Origin of the sequence: uncultured Erythrobacter sp. (assembly GCF_947492365.1) — a bacterium.
Lineage (GTDB): Bacteria > Pseudomonadota > Alphaproteobacteria > Sphingomonadales > Sphingomonadaceae > Erythrobacter.
In genome coordinates this window covers 401,603-420,403 of sequence record NZ_CANLMB010000001.1, presented here as the reverse complement: position 1 = coordinate 420,403, position 18,801 = coordinate 401,603, and the positions used below count along the sequence as shown (strand labels likewise).

Here is an 18,801-nt window from a genome sequence, read left to right as displayed (position 1 = left end):
GCGCCGACTATCTGGGCGCGCAAGCAATCACACACACGATTTTTCCAAAGGACTGCCACATGGCCGCGCAATACGCCTTCGTAATGAAGGGCATGACCAAGAGCTTCCCCGGCGCGCAAAAGCCGGTGCTCGCGAACATCAACCTGCAATTCTATCAAGGCGCGAAGATCGGCATTGTCGGCCCCAATGGTGCGGGCAAATCGACGCTGATGAAGATCATGGCAGGTATCGACACCGATTTCACTGGCGAGGCATGGCCGGGCGAGAACATCACCGTCGGCTATCTGCCGCAGGAGCCTGAGCTCGACACGTCCAAAACCGTTCTCGAAAACGTCAAGGACGGCGCGCGCGAAACCGCTGATCTCGTCGACCGTTACAACGCAGTCGCTGCGCAAATGGCAGAGCCTGATGCTGACTACGAGAAGCTCGGCGATGAAATGGCCGACCTCCAGACCAAGATTGACGCGGTCGATGGCTGGACGCTCGACAACCAGCTCGAGATCGCGATGGAGGCCCTGCGCTGCCCGCCTTCGGACATGGCGGTCGACAACCTTTCAGGCGGTGAGAAGCGCCGCGTTGCGCTTACCCGCCTGCTGATCCAGAAGCCGTCGATCCTGCTGCTCGACGAGCCGACCAACCACTTGGATGCAGAAAGCGTCGAATGGCTTGAAAACCACCTCAAGGAATATGCAGGCGCCGTCCTGATGATCACCCACGATCGCTACTTCCTCGACAATGTGGTGGAGTGGATCCTCGAACTCGATCGCGGTACCTACTACCCGTACGAGGGCAATTACTCGACCTATCTGGAGAAGAAAGCCAAGCGTCTCGAACAGGAAAGCCGCGAGGAATCGGGCAAGCAGAAAGCGCTATCCCGCGAGCTGGAATGGATCAGGCAGACGCCTGCCGCGCGCCAGACCAAGTCCAAAGCGCGTATCCGCAAGTTCGAGCAATTGCAGGAAGCGCAGGCCGGACGCGCACCGGGCAAAGCGCAAATCGTAATTCAGGTACCCGAGCGCCTCGGCGGCAAGGTGATCGAGGCGAAAAACATCTCGAAAGCTTACGGCGACAAGCTGCTGTTCGAAAACCTGTCCTTCATGCTGCCCCCCGGTGGCATTGTCGGCGTGATCGGCCCCAATGGCGCGGGTAAATCGACGCTGTTCCGCATGATTACGGGGCAGGAAACCCCCGACACCGGCTCGATCGAAATCGGCGAGACAGTCCATCTGGGCTATGTCGACCAAAGCCGCGATGACCTGAACCCCAAGAACAACGTCTGGGAGGAAATCTCCGACGGGCTCGATTACATGCAGGTCAACGGCCACGACACCTCGACCCGCGCCTATGTGGGCGCGTTCAACTTCAAGGGCGGCGACCAGCAGAAGAATGTCGGCAAACTGTCAGGCGGCGAACGCAACCGCGTGCACATGGCCAAAATGCTCAAGCAAGGCGGCAACGTGCTGCTGCTCGACGAACCAACCAACGACCTCGACGTCGAGACATTGGGCGCACTCGAAGACGCAATCGAGAACTTCGCCGGCTGCGCCGTGGTCATCTCGCACGACCGTTTCTTCCTCGACCGCCTCGCAACGCACATTCTGGCGTTTGAGGGCAACTCCCACGTCGAGTGGTTCGAGGGGAACTTTGAGTCGTATGAGGAAGACAAACGGCGCAGGCTGGGTGATGCGGCGGACCGGCCTACAAGGCTGGCTTATAAGAAGTTGACGCGGTAATTAGCGCAAATGTCAAAGCATCGCCTCTTCGTCAGCTGGTCCCGTGCGCAAGCTGGTCAGATCGCCCCAATATTGAAAACATTTTTCCAAGATGTCCTTGGAATAAACGATATCTTCCTCTCGAAAGAGATAGATAGCGGAAGGCGATGGAGTGATGAAATTGCACAGGCGCTGGATAGCTGCGACGCAGGACTTATTCTTGTTACAGACGAAAACAAAGGCGCCCCTTGGCTTAACTTTGAGGCTGGAGCGATTTCAAAGCGGCTAGCAAATTCAAACGTCGTGCCATTGCTATGGGATATCTCAGTGGGTGACATTGCTGACACTCCCCTGAATCAGTTTCAGAGCAAGTCATTTGCAAAGGAAGATATTCACGCGGTGGTTCAAAGTTTCGGCAAGCTTTGGGAGCTGCCTCCCGAGCCGATCGACAGGCGATTTGACGCAATGTGGCCGGCGTTAGAAGGCCAGCTCGGGAACGTCCCCGCAGCATCTCCTAAGTCTGAGAAAGCGCTAAAGATTCAAGATGTTTATAGCCTTCTTCAAAGAATAGGCTCTCGCATTGATGGAATTGAATCCACAATTGATTCGATTGAAGCAGACGTAAGCGAGACACTCTTAGAACAATCTGAGATGCGTAGAACACTTCCAAGGGACGCAGTCGCCGAGTTGATCCCCTATGTCAATCAAACGGGTAACAAGCAGTATTGGCGACGCCTTGTGGAAGAAGCTAATTCAAATACTAAGGGATTGGATCACGAACCAAGCGTTGGAGATATTCTTGGGCAGGCGCTCGCGTCTTCTTCGCCAGCCATTGGTGATTCAGTGAACCATAACGCATATGGAAAAGGCATCATTCGGAGCATTAAGGGTAACATAGCTGTAGTTCAATTTGAGAATGGCAATGTCAGAGGCATTGACCTGTCGGAGTTGTGAACGGTCTATTTCGCTCTTCGTACGCGCCATCCGTCACCCCGGACTTGATCCGGGGTCCCGCTTCTTGTTCCCGCGCGCCAAGCCGGAAGTTAGCGGGATGCCGGATCAAGTCCGGTATGACGGAGAGTGTTGTTTCGGATGACGGGATAGAGGGGGTGCTCAGATCAGGTGATCGTAGAGGTCGGCCCAATCGGGGTTCGCCTTTTCGATCAGGTCGAGCTTCCAATCGCGTCGCCAGCGTTTGAGGCGTTTCTCGAAAGTGATCGCTTCCTCGATGCTCGCGAAGCTCTCCGCCCAGACCAGCCGTTTTAGCTCGTACCGCGCGCAGAAATCGGAGCCTTTGCCAGACCGGTGCCGGCTGACGCGCGCGGACAGATCCGAAGTCACCCCAACATAGATCGTCCCGCGATAGCGGTCCGCCATGATGTAGGTCCAACCGCCGTGCTTCTCGCGATCCATGGGGCAAAGAAGAAGTAAGCGGGACCCCGGGTCAAGCCCGGGGTGACGACGAACCCTCGCATTTCCCACCCCGTCAAACGCCCGCTTCATTCGTCGCTGGCTCTTTGAAGACCGAATCCAACCGCTCCTGCCTACGCGCCACAAATGCCTTTCGTCCTTTACGCCCCTTTAACCGCGCATAGGGCATTCCCCTTACCGATAGGGAAAAGAGGGGCACTTTCATGGGCGTAGTCGAAAGCGCGTTAGCCGGAACTGGCGTGGCGTGGGGATCAGGCGTATCGGACCTGATGCTGATCGCAACGATTGCGGTCATTTCGGTGTTGGCCATGTTCGCCTTTCGCGCCATGGCTCGCCGGACCGAATCTGCCGATCCTCTGACGGGATTGTTCGACCGACCGACTTTCGAAGCCCGCGCGAGTGCAGTTGCCGACCACACACCCCGCAAGACTGTTCAATCGCCAGCCAAAACCGCCGTCTTGAGCGGCCGCATCGACCACGCCGCGCAAATCCGGCAGGTCTGGGGTCAGGACACCCGCTCAGAGGCGATTGCGCAGGTTGCTCAGGTCATGCGCGCCGGTGTTCGCGGAACTGACATCGTTACCAGCGCCGAAGACGAAAGCATCGTGATCGTGGCCAAGGGAGCAAGCGAAAACGAAGCGGGCGCCATCGCGCAAAGGCTGATGCAAAGGCTCGCTCAAACGCCGGTGCCGGGTCTTGATGAAGGCATGCGCCTCACCGCCAGCTTTGGCGTGGCCGAGCGGCTTAACGGAGAAAGCGACGACGATCTGCGCGCCCGCGCCAACGCCGCGCTCGACGCCGCGCAATCGCATGGCGAGGACCGGATCATCGTGGCGAGCGAATGGGAGGAAGTGAAGTTCCTGCCTGCTCCTGAACCCGCACGCGAGGCACGGGCCGCTGGTGGCAGAGGTGCCGCCGCAGCTTAGGGCGCGGCCCAAATTCCGCGCCAATCCTGCGCGCTTTCACCGCGTTCGAACTGCGCGCGGATATGCCCGGTATGGGCGAGGTAGAACCAATCCAGCTCGCGCAACTCGACACGTACAATGGCGAAGTTGGGCCGTGCAGGGATGATCTGCTCATCGCTCGGCTCGATCCCTTCAAATTCGCTGGGCAGACCGGATGTGGGCGCATCGGCTAATGCGCCGGGCCCTTCGCCCAGATAGCAGCGGCGGGCGAAGTTATCGCTTTCCTGCCACGCAGCTTCGACCAGAGGCCCTTCGCGCAGGACCTCGCCGATCCCCCGCACACGGATCTGGACCTTGGCGGACCTGTCATAGAACAGCACCGCCATGCGCGGATCCGCCTCGATAGCTGTAACCTTGGGAGCGCGGCAATCGGTGTGGAAACGAAGGCTCCATGACTGCGGGTCAAACTCACGCAAGACCATTGTGCGCGCATCGACATCGCTGGTTACGACCGCAGGCACATGCATGCCGGATCGCCGGTCACTCGCCGCAACCTCAAGCCGGGCGGCAAGGTCTCGATGCACATCTTCTAGCGATTCAAACATGGATCTGCGCCATCGTGGCTTTGCGGGGAAGGGTCAAGGTGTTCAGAAAAACGCAGTCCAACATTAACGTAGCCCTTACCAGCCGGTTCAGGATGCTGTCAGCGACTCGCCCGTATTACACAGTTGTATCGGTCGGAAAGGACCGGCAGGACTATCAATCAAGCCGTAAGTGGTGGGGCGGCGACACTGGAGGCACATTATGGATATCACCCTGTTACTCAGAGGCAGCGCCCTGTCCGCCCTTGCATTTGCAATGGCGGCGTTTGCTCCTGCGCAAGTTGCTCACGCGGCGAGCGCCGGTGCAGCCGAGGCCAGCGCAGAAGCCGAACAGTCGAGGCAGGATCGCCGCGCCCAACGACGCAGTGAGCGCCGCGCCCAGCGCGGCCAGTCCTGGAGCGACCGATCAGAAATGGAGCGCAGCCGCTCGACACAAAATGTGGAGCGCCAGTCGCGCAGAGCTACGCCGCGACGTGCTGAACGACGTGCTGAAAGACGCGACGAGCCCCGTGCAGAACGCCGCTCGGAACGACGTGCAGAACGTCGCGCTGAACGCAGGGCCGAACCGCGCACGCAGAGCAGACCCGCCCGCCGTGCGGACCGCAGGGCAGACCGGGTAGATCGCCGCACAGACCGCCGCGCTGATCGCGTTGACCGTCGCTCGGATCGCCGCGCAGACCGGACAGAGCGCCGCGGAGACCGCCGTTCGGACCGGCTTGAGCGTCGGGGCCGTGACGGTGCCGCAGGCCGCGTTGATCGCCGCACAGACCGCCGTGCCGACCGTGTAGAACGCCGCGGTGACCGCCGCGCGGACCGGGTCGAGCGTCGCGGTGATCGCAGGGCCGACCGGGTTGAGCGCCGCGGTGATCGGCGCGCTGATCGCCGTGCAGAACGCCGGTCGGACCGCCGCGCAGAGCGCCGCTATGACCGCCGCAGTGACCGCAGGGTCCGCCGTGACTACCGTGACGGTGTAAGAGACGGCCGCCGTGCTGAACGCCGGGCCGAGCGCCGGGCAGATCGCCGTGCAGAGCGCCGCGCCTACCGCCGGTGGAACCGCCAGACCTGGCGCGACAACCGCCGCTATCGCTGGCGTGACTATCGCCGCGCGAACCGCAGCATCTTCCGCCTGGGTCGTTACTACGCCCCGTACCGCGCGCACCGTTACAACCGCTTGAGCATCGGCTTCTATCTCGACAGCCTGTTCTTCGGATCGCGCTACTACATCAACGACCCATGGTCGTACCGCCTGCCCGAGGTCTACGGACCGTATCGCTGGGTGCGCTATTACGACGATGTCGTGCTGGTCGATATCTATACCGGCGAAGTGGTCGACGTGATTCACGACTTCTTCTGGTAAGATCCGCGATGACCTGACAGCAGCCCCCGCTGGAGCGATCCGGCGGGGGTTTGCTTTTGCGTTTCGCTTGCTAAGCACTGCCTATGACCAAGACCGAAACTGTCCCCGATCAGGATGCGCTGCGCCGCGTTGGCAAGTCTGTGCGCGAACGGCTCGAAGCTGACCCCGGCGTTTACAAGATCGACACCGACAAGGCCGAGCTTTACGCCATCGGTGACTTCCTCAGCGCCGCCGAATGCGAGCGGCTGTGCCTAATGGTCGATCACACCGCGCGGCCCTCTTCGCTGCACGAGATCGGCTATGAAAGCGGCTTTCGCACCTCCTATTCTGGCGACCTCGATCCCTATGACAGCTTCGTCAAAGGGATTGGACGGCGGATCGACGACCTGCTCGGCGTTGATCCCAAGATCGGCGAAGCGATTCAGGGACAGCGCTATCTACCGGGCCAGCAATTCAAGCCGCATAATGACTGGTTCTACACCTCCGAGAAGTACTGGCAGGGCGAGCGCAAACGCGGCGGTCAGCGCAGTTGGACAACCATGGCCTTCCTCAACGAGGTCGAAGAAGGCGGCGAGACGCACTTCACCGAGATCGGCATCAAGATAGAGCCCAAACCCGGTGTCTTGCTCGTCTGGAACAACGCGCTACCCGATGGCCGCCCCAACGAGCAGACAATGCATGCTGGCACCCCTGTGGTGAAAGGTGCCAAGTACATCATCACCAAATGGTATCGCACGCGGAATTGGAAGTAGGAAAGTAGAAAGTCGCGTCTCGCCTCTATCTCGTCATTACGAGGCGAAGCCGAAGCAATCCATCTTTGAATGTTCCACCATGGCGCACCGTCAGAAGATGGATTGCCGCGTCGCCCCTCGGGCTCCTCGCAATGACGAGGGTGGTTAGGTTCTCTCCAACGCCTCTGCGATCAGCTTGCGCGTTGGCTCCACCCCGTAGAGCGCGATGAAGCTGCCCATGCGCGGGCCTTGCTCTGATCCCAGCAGCGTTTCGTAGAGCGCGCGGAACCAGTCGCGCAGGGACTCGAAACCGAACTCCTCGCGCTTACCGATCTCGTAGACCATGGTTTGCAGGTCTTCCGCACTCGCGCCCGCGCCAGCCGAAGCCAGAGCGGCATCAAGCTCCTTCAACGCAGCCACTTCACCGCCAGCAGGCGCGCGCTTGTTGAGCGTTTGCGCCACGAAGTCGCGGTTATAGTGCACCGCTGCCTCGATCAGCCGCTCCAGCGCAGGGTCGGTCACTGGCTTGCCGGTATAGCTCGCCACATACTCCGCAAGGTTCTGAGGTGTTGCCTCAAGCCCGAGCACGCTCACAAGGTTGAGCAGCAAGCTGTAAGGCACCGACAGGCTGTCCCCCGCCCCCGGCGCATCCGGCGTATCGCGCCGCTCATTAGCGCGCAGCAAGTGCCAGACCGCATTGCCCATCTGCTTGTCGAGCGGTTGCTCGGGCAGGCGCTCACGGAACTGCCAGTAATCGTCGATCGCCTTGGGGATGACCCCTGCGTGGAGCTGCTTGGCGCTCTTGGGATTGGCGAAGATGTAGAAGCCGAGGCTCTCCTCGCTGCCATACTCGAGCCATTCCTCGATCGACAGGCCATTGCCCTTCGACTTGCTGATCTTCTCGCCCTTTTCGTCGAGGAACATCTCGTAGATCAAGCCTTCAGGCTTGTTCCCGCCAAGCACGCGCGCGATCTTGCCCGATTGCACGCCGCTATCGGTCAAGTCCTTGCCATACATCTCGTAATCGACGCCGAGCGCGACCCAGCGCATCGCCCAGTCGACCTTCCACTGGCATTTGGACATGCCGCCCAGCGCGCTCTGCTCGACCAAGCTGCCATCGGCGTCGGTGAAGCGGATCGTGCCTGCTTCGGCATCGACCACTTCAACCGCGACCTGCAACACCTCGCCCGTGGTCGGGCTGACCGGCATCACGGGAGAGTAGGTCTTGCGCCGTTCCTCACCCAAGGTCGGCAGCATGATGTCGAGGATCGCATCAAAGCCGCGCAGCACGCCGCGCAGGGCATCGTCGAAGGCGCCGCTATTGTAGCGGTCCGAGGAGCTTACGAACTCGTAGTCGAAGCCGAACTGGTCGAGGAAGGCACGCAGCTGCGCGTTGTTGTGCGCGGCGAAGCTGTCATGCTGCGTGCCGAACGGGTTGGGGATGCGCGACAGCGGCTTGCCCAGATGCTCGCCGAGCATCTCCTTGTTCGGCACGTTGTCAGGCACTTTGCGCAGCCCGTCCATGTCATCGCTGAAGGCGACGAGGCGCGTCTTTTCACCCGTCAGCGCTTCGTAGGCGCGGCGGACAAGCGTGGTGCGAAGCACCTCCTGAAACGTGCCGATATGCGGCAGGCCTGAGGGGCCATAGCCGGTCTCGAACAGCACAGGCTCACCATTCGGTTTTCCGCCGCGAAGCCGTTTGGCGAGGCGCTGTGCCTCCTGGAAGGGCCAGGCTTTCGAATTGCGGGCGGTTTCGATGAGTCTGCTGTCTGTCATAGTGGGGCCGCTTTTATGCCAAGCATGCGATTGTGCAAGTGCGAAGGTGGCGAGACTTGGACCGCGCAAGTGGGGTCTTTGAAAAACAATTGCGTTCCGCGCAGCCGCGCTATTCTGCGGCTTTGCAGGCGAAATGCGGGGTGCAGAGTGTAACCTTTGCCTTTCGGCAGAGCGGCTGGGTGGGAATCGCGCATGGTCCGCCGATGATACCTGGGCCGCTGCGTGTAGGACAGCGGGCAGATCAGGGCTGCGACGTCAGTCCCTAGTCGAATACGCCCGTGTCGTAGTCATATTTGGCTTTGAAACGCCGCATCATGCCCGGCATCAGGAACAGATCGGCAAACAACCAGATCATCCAGATGACAATCCCAAAGGCGAAGGGCAGGAAGATGAAGGCGGCGATTATGCTGCCGATCAGCAGGCCGACCTGATAGATTGCGCTTTCGCCGTGCCCGCAATAGACGCGGTGCAGGCTGGTCTGGCCGATTACGAACCAGATCAGATAGGCCATTCCCAGGCTGCGTCCGGCAGGATCGCCGAAGAAGAAGGTCTTGCCCGATTTGCCCCGCGCGCCGCCCGACCCGCCGGGCATCCGGGGCGCTTCACCCCGTGCCATGCCGCGAGCCGCCGCGCGAATTTCGGCCTCTTGCGCAGCTGACAGTCCACTCGCGCCAATCGGCCCTCCGCCCATAGGTTGCGCAGGCTCCATGCGCCGCGCCGGACGTTCGGTGGGGCGCATATTGCGAAGATTGATCATCGGGTCCTCGTAGGGAGTGCCATCGATGCTGGAAATCTGATCGCTCTGCTGCGGCTGCGCCGGAGCTAGCCCCTGATGCGCTATGCGGGCGCGTTCGGAGGCGATGAAAGCCTCGCGCTTGGCTGCGATCTCAAGAGACGTCATTTGAGGCGCTCTGGCATTAGAGCCAGCGCCCGCCTGACCAAATCCGCCGGGGCGTGGTGCGGTCTGCCCTGCAGCCAATCCTTTTCTGCCGAAACTCATCGCCGGACCCTCAGCCGCTCGTCGCCAGATAGGCAATTTTGCCGCCTGACACTTCATATTCGGAATAAGAGCAGCACATCTCCTGACCATCAGCGAAAATATAGCCGACCGACAAATAGACAAACTGGCCATTGACCCCGCTGTCATCGATCCGGATCGATGGCGCGCCGGGAGCGAAGTTGGCGGCGTAGAGCGCGCGGATCTGTTCGCGGCCAACCGCAACCATGCCGTTGGCATGCACTTCGGCATCGGGAGTGAAAGTCGCGACAAAGCGGTCCAGATTGCCCGAACGATATGCATCAACATGCGCCTGAACCGCCGCGACCCTTGCGCGCATTTCGGCCATTTCGGCGCTGTCTGCCGCGGGTGCGTTGGAGTCCACCTGCTCGGCAAGCGCGGCAGGCGTCAGAGCAAACATTGCCCCGATTGCGAACATCATTCTCGTACGCAAAGTATCCTCCCTGAAAGACCTGCGACGTCTCAAAACCACAGAACTATGCCGCGCACTCGTTTACATATGGTTTTCAGGTGACCATCATCGGCAGATCGTGAATTCGCCCCCTGCCCTTCCTTCGATTGTTCCGGTTCCCCTCCCCGCGCTTCATGCAAGCCACGGAGGCAATTGGCTGCGCCCGGCCAACGGCGTCACAGGCGCGGTTTCGAAGGGTGAGGCGATCATGGGCGCCGCGGATACGCCGGTTCTGCTGCTGAACGCCCCGCTGGTCGCCAACCGGCTGGGCTATCCCGACCTTTCCGGCCTCGACCTGCTCGAACTGTTCGCCTTTGTGCATCCGGCGCGCTTTTGCGTGCCTACGCCGCGCGGTCTGGCAGAGGCGCTGGAACTGGAGGAGCCGGAAGGCGATGCCGACGTGCCCGCCTTCCTGCAAAAGGCCGCAGGCGCGATGGTCGCGGCCTGCGAGGATCCCGAATGGTTCGAACGCTCCGGTGCGTGGAGCGTGCTCCAATCGCTCGAGCGGCTGCGCTGGCCGTGGGCGCAGGTCTTGAAACCGCATCTTGCAACGCCCGAGCGGGCGGAGAAATGGCTGTTTGCGACCCTGCCCGAATGGGAGGAAGCAGGCGAGCGCGCGCCGCCTTCGCAAGTCGAATTGCCCGGCGAGCAGGTGCTGGGGGCGCTCGACGCGCTGACGGGCGAAGGATCGGAAAAACGCGAGGGCCAGCGCGCCTATGCTCAGGACGCCGCGCGCATCTTTGCCCCGCGTGACCGGCGCGAGCTGCCGCATATTGCATTGGCGCAAGCAGGCACGGGGATCGGCAAGACCTTGGGCTATCTCGCCCCGTCCTCGCTCTGGGCGGGCGCTTCGGGAGGGACGGTGTGGGTGTCGACCTTCACCAAGAACCTCCAGCGGCAATTGCGCAGTGAAAGCCGCCGTGCTTGGCCGGTCAAACGCCCCGACGGAACGCCGCCGGTTGTGGTGCGCAAAGGGCGCGAGAACTATCTCTGCCTTCTCAACCTCGAAGACGCATTGCAAGGCGGTTTTTCGGGCCGTCCCGCGATACTTGCCCAGCTGGTTGCGCGCTGGGCGAGCTTTACCCGCGACGGCGATATGATCGGGGGCGACCTGCCCGGATGGCTGGGCACGCTCTTCCGCAAACGCGGGATCGCCGCGCTCACCGATCAGCGCGGTGAGTGCATCTATGCCGGCTGTCCGCATTACCGAAAGTGCTTCATCGAACGCTCGGCAAGAGACAGCGCGCAGGCCGACCTTGTGATCGCCAATCACGCTTTGGTGATGGTCAACGCCGCGAGAGGCCGCGACCACGCTCAAAGACCAACCCGCATCATCTTTGACGAGGGCCACCACGTCTTCGAAGCCGCCGATTCCACCTTCGCCGCCACGCTTTCAGGCCAAGAGGCCATCGAACTGCGCCGCTGGATCGTCGGGCCGGAACGCAAGAACAGAGGCCGCCGCCGCGGTCTCTCCGCGCGCCTTGCCGATGTGGCCAGCTATGACGATGAAGGCGGCGAGGCCATCGAAGACGCCAGTGAAGCGGGCAAGGCGCTTCCCGGCGAAGGCTGGCTGCAAAGGTTGGTCGATGGCGAGCCATTGGGAGCAGTTGAAGCGCTGCTCTCCGCTGTGCGCACCGCCACCTATGCCCGCGATGAAAGCGCCAAGGGTTCGGCGGGGATCGACGCAGGCTACGGGATTGAAACCGAGGCCAGCGGGCTTCCGGGCGAAGTGATCGAAGCCGCGAGCGCCGCCGCCGAAGCGCTGGCTGGCATCCGCGCGCCGTTGATCCGGCTTGGCGGACGGCTGGAGGCAATCATGGCCGACCCGCCCGACTGGCTCGACGGTCAGGGCAGAGCGCGGATCGAAGGCGCGCGTTTCTCTCTCCAATGGCGGGTCGATCTGCTGGCGGCGTGGGAGAGCCTGCTGGCACGGCTGGGCGGACCGGCGGACCCCGAATTTGTCGACTGGCTTGCGGTTGACCGCTCCGATGCGCGCGAGTTCGACGTGGCGATCCACCGCCGCTGGCTCGACCCGATGAAGCCCTTTGCCAAGACCGTGCTCGAACCCGCGCACGGCGTGATGCTGACCAGCGCGACGCTGACTGACAGGATCGGCAGCGAGGCGGGTGATCCGTGGGCGACAGCCATCCACCGCTCCGGCGCGGCGCATATCGAAAGCGAGCCGCTGCTGACCGCTGCCGAAAGCCCCTTCGACTACGCATCCCGCGCCGAAGTGCTGATCGTCACCGATGTGAAAAAGGGCGATCTACCGGGGCTAGCGGGTGCCTATGCGCGGCTGATCGAGGCGAGCGAAGGCGGGGTTCTGGGCCTGTTCACCGCAATCCGGCGGATGCGCGCGGTCCATGGACGGATCGCCGACCGGCTCGCGCGCGAAGGCCTGCCGATATACGCACAGCATGTCGATCCGATCGACACCGGCACGCTGGTCGATATCTTCCGAGATGATCCGCGCGCCAGCCTGCTCGGCACCGATGCCTTGCGCGACGGGGTGGACGTGCCGGGCCGGTCGCTGAGATGCGTGGTGCTGGAGGCGGTTCCGTGGCCGCGCCCCGATATCCTCCACAAGGCCCGCCGCGCGGCTGCTGCCAACACCGGCGGAACCGGCGGGCAGTTTGACGACCGCATCATTCGCGCGCGGCTGGCGCAGGCCTTTGGCCGGCTGATCAGGAACAAGGATGACGCCGGGCACTTCGTGGTGCTCTCCGCCGCCTTCCCCTCGCGCCTGCTTAGCGCCTTTCCCGAAGGCACCCAGGTCCGCCGCGTCACCCTCGACGAGGCATTGGAGCGGGTGAGCAAGGGATTGATCGGCGAAAGCCCGAGCGCAACCGGCGAAGCGGGTGGCAAACTCGACGCCGAAGTGCCAGATACATTCGCATGATCGAAGAGCTGAACTATCTGGTGCGCATCATGGCGCTCGGCTCGGGCCTCATGCTGGTGGCGATGATCGTCGCCAACGATATCCGCAGAGAGCTCAAAATTCCGCTCGCCGGACTTGTCATTGGCGCGATCGGATATCTGATCAATTCAACGCCTTTGACCATACCCAACGGCCCGTTCGACCCGTGGGTCGATCTGGTTTCGGTCTCGACAACGTTCTTTATCTGGTTGTTCGCCAGAAACCTGTTTGAGCGCCCTCCGGAAAGACGGATGCTGCTCGGCGCGGCTGCCGCGCTTTTGGTCAGCTGGTTCATCGCCAATTTCATGCCGTGGACCCAACCGGCAGGCTTCTTGTCGATGCACTTCATTGCGCTGGTGCTGATCGCCGACCTTGTGCGGGTTGGCGTGTTCGAGCGCGACGACGACCTGGTCGAACAGCGCCGCACCATCCGCCTGTGGCTCCCTTTGCTCGTAGCCGCACAGGTAGCCAGCATCCTGATCTTCGAACTGTTCGAAGTGGCTGGCCTGCTGGATGGACGATCGCCGGTGGCGCAGTTGCTCAATTCATTGCTGATCTTTGTCTTGATGCTGTTCTCCGCGATTGCGCTGTTCCGTTCGGATGGCGAATTGCTGCTCGACAAAGCCCGGCCCTCGCTCGCAGATGAGGAGGAAGAGGAACCCGAAGCGCTCGACCTCTCTCCATCGGAAAGCGTGCTGCATGACAAGCTGACCGCTGCAATGGCAGAGGGTGCATACCGCGAAACCGGCCTCACCATTGCGGGCCTTGCTGACCGGCTCGACACGCCCGAACACCGGCTGCGCGCGCTGATTAACCAGCGGCTTGGCTACCGCAATTTCAGCGCGTTCCTGAACCGCCACCGGATCGCCGAGGCGCGTGAGAAGCTGTCCAGCCGCGATGATGTGGACCTTCCAGTGCTCACAATCGCGATGGACCTTGGGTATAATTCGCTCCCCACGTTCAACCGCGCTTTCCGTAGTGAAACCGGCACAACACCCAGCGAATTCAGACGCTTGGCCTTCAATGAAGAGCCTGCCGAGGCGCTGACAGCGACTGGTCAAAACTGAAAATAGGCCTTCAGTTTTGAAATTGACCGGCATTTTTCAGCGATGCGGGGACTTGTGAGGGCGCATCGGGCAGTTTCGGTGCAGACCTCGAAAGGAAGACCGCCGCGATGACTGCCCTCAACCTGTTAGCCGCTCTCACTGCCGCAGAAGAGCCCTCGACTCTCACCTATGTGATCGAGCGCGTCGGCGCGCATTTCATGAACGTCCTCTATTTCGATCTGGGGCGTTACCTGATCGCTGCCGGCGTGCTTACATTGCTGCTGCTGGTCTTCAGCGGCTGGGCCAAGGCTCGGCGCATCCAGACCAAGCGCAGCGCATCGCGGCAGGATTATACCCGCGAAGTGCTCTCTTCTTTGCGCACAGTGTTCGTTTTCGGGGTGACGACATTGGCGACCGTGATCGGGATAGAGGCAGGGGTGATCCTGCTCGAAATTGAAAGCGCGCCGCTCTTCACCGTCGCTTGGAACTTTGCGCTGATCGTGGTCTTGCACGACGCCTATTTCTACTGGATCCACCGCGCGATGCATACCAAGGCGCTGTTCAAGGCGACCCATCTGCATCACCACAAATCGCGCACGCCTACACCGTGGACCGCTTACAGCTTCTCCAGCTGGGAAGCCGCTGCGGAGGCTGCCTTTGTGCCGCTGTTCCTCTTCATCACCAGCCTGTTGGGCCTCGCATTCGCTGGCTTCGCGATGTTCCTGTTCCTGTGGCACATGATAATCCGCAATGTGATGGCGCATGCCGGCAGCGAGTTGTTTCCGGCAGGCTGGGTCGACAACCCCCTCACCGATTGGATCAGCACCACCACCCATCACGATCTGCACCATTCGTCGAGCGGGAATTACGGTTTCTATTTCACCTGGTGGGACCGGATGATGGGCACCGAGCATCCGCGCTACAAGGAAGAGTTCCGCAAGAGCGCCAAGCCCATTCGCCTGCCCTCCATCGGCCCGCGCGCGGCGGAAAAGATCAGCGTGCTGATGGCCGCGCTGCTCGCCACCGCCATCACGCTGAATGGCTGGCTGGTCGCGGTTGAAGGCGGCATCGCCTGACCTCCCTCCAATAGCGCGGGCGAATTCTCCAGCCCGCCTTATGCGGCAGTCGCTCATGCGCCTTCCCCAGACGGCGTTCCCCAATCGGGCTGCCCGTTTGGCGCTAGAGGGACTGCCGCAATTCCTTTTCAGGCGGCTCTGAAAATGCCAAAAGGGGCGCTTGCGCCGCAGTCCTGCGCGCAGACAGGTGGGAAAAGCGAACGTCCGTGAAGATTCTGGGTCTCCTGCGCCATGCGAAGTCCGAATGGGACGATATGGCCAAACGCGATTTCGACCGCGGGTTGAACGACCGGGGGCGGCGCGGTGCGGCGCTGATCGGCAATCATATCCGCGAACATGGGATAAAGTGGGACCGGCTGATCGCCAGCCCTGCCATCCGCGTGACAGAGACGCTTGAAAGCGGCCTGCCCGAATTCACGCCGATATATGACCAAAAACTCTATCTGGCGAGTTTCGAGACGATCATGGAGGTCGCACAGGAACATGCAGGGTCGGGAGAGGATGAGGCGAACACGATCCTGATGTCGGGCCACAATCCCGGCTTGCAGGAGGTGATCCTGGAGCTGGTTTCACCCGCGCGCGAGAATGATCTGTTCCACGAGGCCTGCGTCAAATTCCCGACAGCGACCTATGCGGTGCTCGAATGCAAGATCGACAGCTGGGCCGAACTGCGCCCGCGTTGTGCAAAGCTGATCCATCTGGCCCGCCCGCGCGATCTTGATCCGGAATTGGGGCCGGAGGGCTAGTTAGCCCGAAACTGCGCCCAGCACTGCGCGCGGTCCGGGGCCCTGCTCGGCCAGCCGGTCATCGGGATTGTAGATCGCGCAGGTCTTCAGGCTCAGGCACCCGCAGCCGATACATCCATCCAGCCGGTCGCGCATCCGCTCCAGCTCGGCAATGCGCGCTTCGATCCGGTCGCGGATCGAGGCGCTGATTGCGCGCCAGTCGCGGGCATTGGGGGTCCGGCCATGGGGAAGCTTGCCCATTTCCTCGTCAATCTCGCCCAATGTCAGGCCGAGCTGCTGCGCGATGAGGATGAAGCTCACCCGCCGCAGGTCAGAGCGCAGAAAGCGCCGCTGGTTCCCGCTGGTGCGCACCGGCTCGATCAGGCCCTTGTCTTCGTAAAATCGGATCGCCGAAACCGACAGCCCGGTCCGCCGAGCCATTTCGCCGATAGGGATGAGGTCCCTATGCGAGATTGGGTGCGGGATTGTGCGTGTGTTTGCCATGGCATGCGGCTTAGCAAAGAAATCTCTTGATCTCAAGTTAGGTTGAGGTTGCATGATGCTGGCACAAGGCGATTCGCGGCCAGCCGCAAGTCGCCGGAGAAACCTCGAAAGAAGGAGTGCCAGACCATGGCCAAAGGAAAACTCGAACACGCCAATCTCACCGTTTCCCGCCCCGACCGCAGCGCCGAATTGCTCAAACAGTTGCTCGGCTGGGAGGAACGCTGGCGCGGGCCTTCGCAGCTGGGCGGAGAGACGATCCATGTCGGGGTGCCCGGCCACGGCACCGATTACATCGCGGTTTACACCAATGACGACCTGAAGAAGGGCGGCGACCTCGCCTACAGGAAGGGCCAGCCGCTCAACCATCTCGGGTTAGTGGTCGACGATCTCGATGCGGCCGAAAAGACCGTGATCGCCGCCGGTTTGGAGACCTTCAGCCACGGCGATTACTATCCGGGCAAGCGCTTCTATTTCTTCGACTGGGACGGGATCGAGTTCGAGATCGTCAGCTATGCGGAGAATGTGTGATGAACGAGCCTCTCCTGCGCGAACCGCTGTTCCGCGGCCCGTCCGACAAGGATCAGAGCAAGCTAGTCTGGCCCGCCTCACCCTTCGATGCAGACCGCGTCCATGGCTGGTCGGTGCGCTCGATATTAAGCTCGCCGCTCCACGCCTTGCACAGGGCCTTGGCCTCCTCGGGTGAGCCGGACACCCAGCCGCGATAATCCTCCGGCCGAAGCAGCACCGGCATCCGGCTGTGGACTGGTTCCGCAGCCGATCCGGCGCTCTCGGTCATCACCATCGAATAGACCGCGCCCCACTCATCCGACTGCCGCCATACGCCTGCGCAGGCGAACAGTTCCGCGTCTGGCAGCGAAAGCCCGGGAAGCGAGAGCCATGTGCGGGTCTTCGCCCCCTTCGCCCCTTGCGCCTCGGCCCATGCGGTGAGCGGGATCAGGCAGCGGCGCTCCTCAAACGAATGCCGCCAAAAGAAACTGTCGAGCTTGTCCGTGCGCGCATTGTTGACCGGCTTGGGCTTTAGCGGCTGGCCGTTCTTGCCCTTCATCACCAGCGGGAAACCCCAGCTCATCTGCTTCACCGCACCTTCTGCAACGACCAGTCCGGGATAGCCGGGATAGACCTCCTCGCCGAAATTAGCGCCGCCCGATGCGTCATCTGCGTCAAACAGGCGCGCGACCTCGTCCTTGTTCTTGGTCATGCGGTAGAGGTTGCACATCAGCCCGCGCCCGCATTCCCGACGATGAAACACGCAGCCGCCATCAGCGCGCCCGCCCAGCGATTGGAACGGAAGCGTTCAAGCGGATTGTCGGGATCGGCAGGATCAAGCGTTGCCACCTGCCACACCAGATGCAGCGCCACCGGCAGCAATGTCAGAACCGCGAAGATATCGGGCCGGTAGAGCCAGATGCCGAGGCTCCACAGCGCAATTGCCGCCGCATAAAACGCGGCGATCCCAGCATGGACCTTGCCCCCCATGCGCAGCGCCGAGGACTTGATCCCGACCAGCGCATCATCCTCGCGGTCTTGCAGAGCGTAGATCGTGTCGAAGCCGATCACCCAAGCGATGCAGCCCGCATAGATCGCCGCAAGCGCGTCCCAATTGTCCCAGCGAAGCTCGCTCCAGCCGACGAGCAGCCCCCATGTGAAGACCATGCCCAGCCACGCCTGCGGCCACCACGTGATGCGCTTCATAAACGGATAGGCCGCCACCAAAGCGAGGCTCGCCAGCGCGATCAATTGCGCTTCGATCCGAAGTTGGAGCAGCACCAGCAGACCCACCAGACTGAGCGCGATGAGCCAGCCCCACGCGAGTTTCTTGCTCACCCTTCCGCTGGCAACCGGGCGAACTGCCGTGCGCGCGACTTGCTTGTCGAGATCGGCGTCGACAATATCGTTGAAAATGCAGCCCGCACCGCGCATCGCAATCGATCCGAGCAGCAACCAGCCGAGCAGCGCAAATTGCGGCCCCGCTCCGGCGAGCCAGACGCCGAAAACGCAGGGCCAGAACAGCAGCCACCAGCCGATAGGCCGGTCAAACCGCGCCAATTGCGCAAGGTCGCGGGGGAGCTGCGGCAGACGCGCGATCAGCCCGCGATGCTCTGTGTCGGGGACGATCTCTTCGCTCACGCTTGAACCTCAGCTAGCGCTGCCCGCCAGCCAATCACCGCCGCTATCAACATTGTCAGGTTTCCGGCAAAGTCGAGCATCCCGATCGAGGTCAGCACCGGCTCTACATAGTGGAAATGGTAATTGAACCAGAAGAACGGCAGCAGCGCGGCCGCGAAGACCAGAAAGCCGTGCGCGCTCCACCGCACCGCCAGCGCCATGATCCCGAACAGCACCGCCTGCGCCCCGAAACACGCCATGGTGAAGCGCATCAGGAAGGTGTTCTCGCGGAAAGCTTCGGTCACGGCGACATCAATCACATGACCGGGAAAGAACAGCGCCCAGCCGCCCAGTCCCAAAAAGACGAGCGCGATGTAGAATTGCGCAAAGTTGCGGGCCGTATGAGCGGTCATGACTTGCTCC

General features: G+C 61.8%; 19 protein-coding genes. 10 read left to right on the top strand and 9 right to left on the bottom strand.

The window, feature by feature from the left end; genetic code table 11:
- Nucleotides 1–59: 59 nt before the first annotated feature.
- Together ettA and Q0887_RS02055 are read left to right on the top strand one after the other, a co-directional pair.
- The gene (gene ettA / locus Q0887_RS02060) at nucleotides 60–1,733 is read left to right on the top strand and encodes an energy-dependent translational throttle protein EttA (RefSeq protein ID WP_299191932.1); all 1,674 of its coding nucleotides are present in this window, start codon (nucleotides 60–62) and stop codon (nucleotides 1,731–1,733) included.
- A gap of 9 nt (nucleotides 1,734–1,742) precedes the next feature.
- Nucleotides 1,743–2,666 (top strand): TIR domain-containing protein, encoded by a 924-nt coding sequence (locus tag Q0887_RS02055; protein ID WP_299191930.1) that lies wholly within the window; start codon nucleotides 1,743–1,745, stop codon nucleotides 2,664–2,666.
- A gap of 159 nt (nucleotides 2,667–2,825) precedes the next feature.
- Here the strand turns inward: Q0887_RS02055 and Q0887_RS02050 are convergent, their stop codons facing one another.
- Nucleotides 2,826–3,125, bottom strand: a complete 300-nt coding sequence (locus Q0887_RS02050; RefSeq protein WP_299191928.1) for a GIY-YIG nuclease family protein — start codon at nucleotides 3,123–3,125, stop codon at nucleotides 2,826–2,828.
- 221 nt (nucleotides 3,126–3,346) lie between these two features.
- Here Q0887_RS02050 and Q0887_RS02045 point away from each other — a divergent pair, with 221 nt between their 5' ends.
- On the top strand, nucleotides 3,347–4,069 hold the full coding sequence (locus tag Q0887_RS02045) for a GGDEF domain-containing protein (protein WP_299191926.1): 723 nt from the start codon (nucleotides 3,347–3,349) through the stop codon (nucleotides 4,067–4,069).
- Here the strand turns inward: Q0887_RS02045 and Q0887_RS02040 are convergent.
- A complete protein-coding gene (locus tag Q0887_RS02040) occupies nucleotides 4,066–4,653 on the bottom strand; it encodes a pyridoxamine 5'-phosphate oxidase family protein (protein WP_299191924.1) in 588 nt (195 codons plus the stop codon). The two genes, Q0887_RS02045 and Q0887_RS02040, sit on opposite strands and share 4 nt — an antisense overlap.
- 199 nt (nucleotides 4,654–4,852) lie before the next feature.
- Between Q0887_RS02040 and Q0887_RS02035 the strand changes: the two genes are divergently transcribed.
- On the top strand, nucleotides 4,853–6,007 hold the full coding sequence (locus Q0887_RS02035) for an RcnB family protein (protein WP_299191922.1): 1,155 nt from the start codon (nucleotides 4,853–4,855) through the stop codon (nucleotides 6,005–6,007).
- 83 nt (nucleotides 6,008–6,090) lie between these two features.
- Complete coding sequence (locus Q0887_RS02030; protein ID WP_299191921.1) at nucleotides 6,091–6,759, top strand: 2OG-Fe(II) oxygenase; 669 nt, start codon at nucleotides 6,091–6,093, stop codon at nucleotides 6,757–6,759.
- Between the two features lie 144 nt (nucleotides 6,760–6,903).
- On the opposite strand, the gene Q0887_RS02025 is transcribed toward Q0887_RS02030, so the two are convergent.
- The 3 genes from Q0887_RS02025 to Q0887_RS02015 form a co-directional block, all read right to left on the bottom strand.
- The gene (locus Q0887_RS02025) at nucleotides 6,904–8,514 is read right to left on the bottom strand and encodes a lysine--tRNA ligase (protein WP_299191919.1); all 1,611 of its coding nucleotides are present in this window, start codon (nucleotides 8,512–8,514) and stop codon (nucleotides 6,904–6,906) included.
- Between the two features lie 262 nt (nucleotides 8,515–8,776).
- Nucleotides 8,777–9,415 (bottom strand): hypothetical protein, encoded by a 639-nt coding sequence (locus Q0887_RS02020; protein ID WP_299191917.1) that lies wholly within the window; start codon nucleotides 9,413–9,415, stop codon nucleotides 8,777–8,779.
- A 109-nt stretch (nucleotides 9,416–9,524) separates the two neighbouring features.
- Nucleotides 9,525–9,953, bottom strand: coding sequence for a nuclear transport factor 2 family protein (locus Q0887_RS02015; protein ID WP_299191915.1), 429 nt, complete (start codon nucleotides 9,951–9,953; stop codon nucleotides 9,525–9,527).
- Nucleotides 9,954–10,089: 136 nt separating this feature from the next.
- Between Q0887_RS02015 and Q0887_RS02010 the strand changes: the two genes are divergently transcribed.
- From Q0887_RS02010 to Q0887_RS01995, 4 genes are all read left to right on the top strand, one after another.
- Nucleotides 10,090–12,882 carry an ATP-dependent DNA helicase gene (locus tag Q0887_RS02010; RefSeq protein WP_299195184.1) on the top strand — a complete coding sequence of 931 codons (2,793 nt, stop codon included), beginning with the start codon at nucleotides 10,090–10,092 and terminating at the stop codon, nucleotides 12,880–12,882.
- On the top strand, nucleotides 12,879–13,967 hold the full coding sequence (locus Q0887_RS02005; protein ID WP_299191914.1) for a helix-turn-helix domain-containing protein: 1,089 nt from the start codon (nucleotides 12,879–12,881) through the stop codon (nucleotides 13,965–13,967). Before Q0887_RS02010 ends, Q0887_RS02005 begins: the two co-directional genes overlap by 4 nt.
- A gap of 107 nt (nucleotides 13,968–14,074) precedes the next feature.
- The gene (locus Q0887_RS02000) at nucleotides 14,075–15,022 is read left to right on the top strand and encodes a sterol desaturase family protein (protein ID WP_299191913.1); all 948 of its coding nucleotides are present in this window, start codon (nucleotides 14,075–14,077) and stop codon (nucleotides 15,020–15,022) included.
- 206 nt (nucleotides 15,023–15,228) lie between these two features.
- On the top strand, nucleotides 15,229–15,768 hold the full coding sequence (locus Q0887_RS01995; RefSeq protein ID WP_299191911.1) for a histidine phosphatase family protein: 540 nt from the start codon (nucleotides 15,229–15,231) through the stop codon (nucleotides 15,766–15,768).
- Here the strand turns inward: Q0887_RS01995 and soxR are convergent, their stop codons facing one another.
- Nucleotides 15,769–16,251, bottom strand: a complete 483-nt coding sequence (soxR, locus tag Q0887_RS01990) for a redox-sensitive transcriptional activator SoxR (RefSeq protein WP_299191910.1) — start codon at nucleotides 16,249–16,251, stop codon at nucleotides 15,769–15,771. It abuts the gene before it with no gap.
- Nucleotides 16,252–16,377: 126 nt separating this feature from the next.
- Here soxR and Q0887_RS01985 point away from each other — a divergent pair, with 126 nt between their 5' ends.
- Nucleotides 16,378–16,779 carry a VOC family protein gene (locus Q0887_RS01985; protein ID WP_299191908.1) on the top strand — a complete coding sequence of 134 codons (402 nt, stop codon included), beginning with the start codon at nucleotides 16,378–16,380 and terminating at the stop codon, nucleotides 16,777–16,779.
- A gap of 52 nt (nucleotides 16,780–16,831) precedes the next feature.
- On the opposite strand, the gene Q0887_RS01980 is transcribed toward Q0887_RS01985, so the two are convergent.
- From Q0887_RS01980 to Q0887_RS01970, 3 genes are read right to left on the bottom strand one after another with little or no spacing between them, the layout of a single operon-like run.
- Complete coding sequence (locus tag Q0887_RS01980; RefSeq protein WP_299191906.1) at nucleotides 16,832–17,488, bottom strand: SOS response-associated peptidase family protein; 657 nt, start codon at nucleotides 17,486–17,488, stop codon at nucleotides 16,832–16,834.
- Nucleotides 17,488–18,399, bottom strand: a complete 912-nt coding sequence (ubiA, locus tag Q0887_RS01975; protein ID WP_299191904.1) for a 4-hydroxybenzoate octaprenyltransferase — start codon at nucleotides 18,397–18,399, stop codon at nucleotides 17,488–17,490. The genes Q0887_RS01980 and ubiA overlap by 1 nt, the downstream gene beginning before the upstream one ends.
- Nucleotides 18,396–18,791 carry a hypothetical protein gene (locus tag Q0887_RS01970; RefSeq protein ID WP_299191903.1) on the bottom strand — a complete coding sequence of 132 codons (396 nt, stop codon included), beginning with the start codon at nucleotides 18,789–18,791 and terminating at the stop codon, nucleotides 18,396–18,398. The genes ubiA and Q0887_RS01970 overlap by 4 nt, the downstream gene beginning before the upstream one ends.
- Between the last annotated feature and the right edge of the window lie 10 nt (nucleotides 18,792–18,801).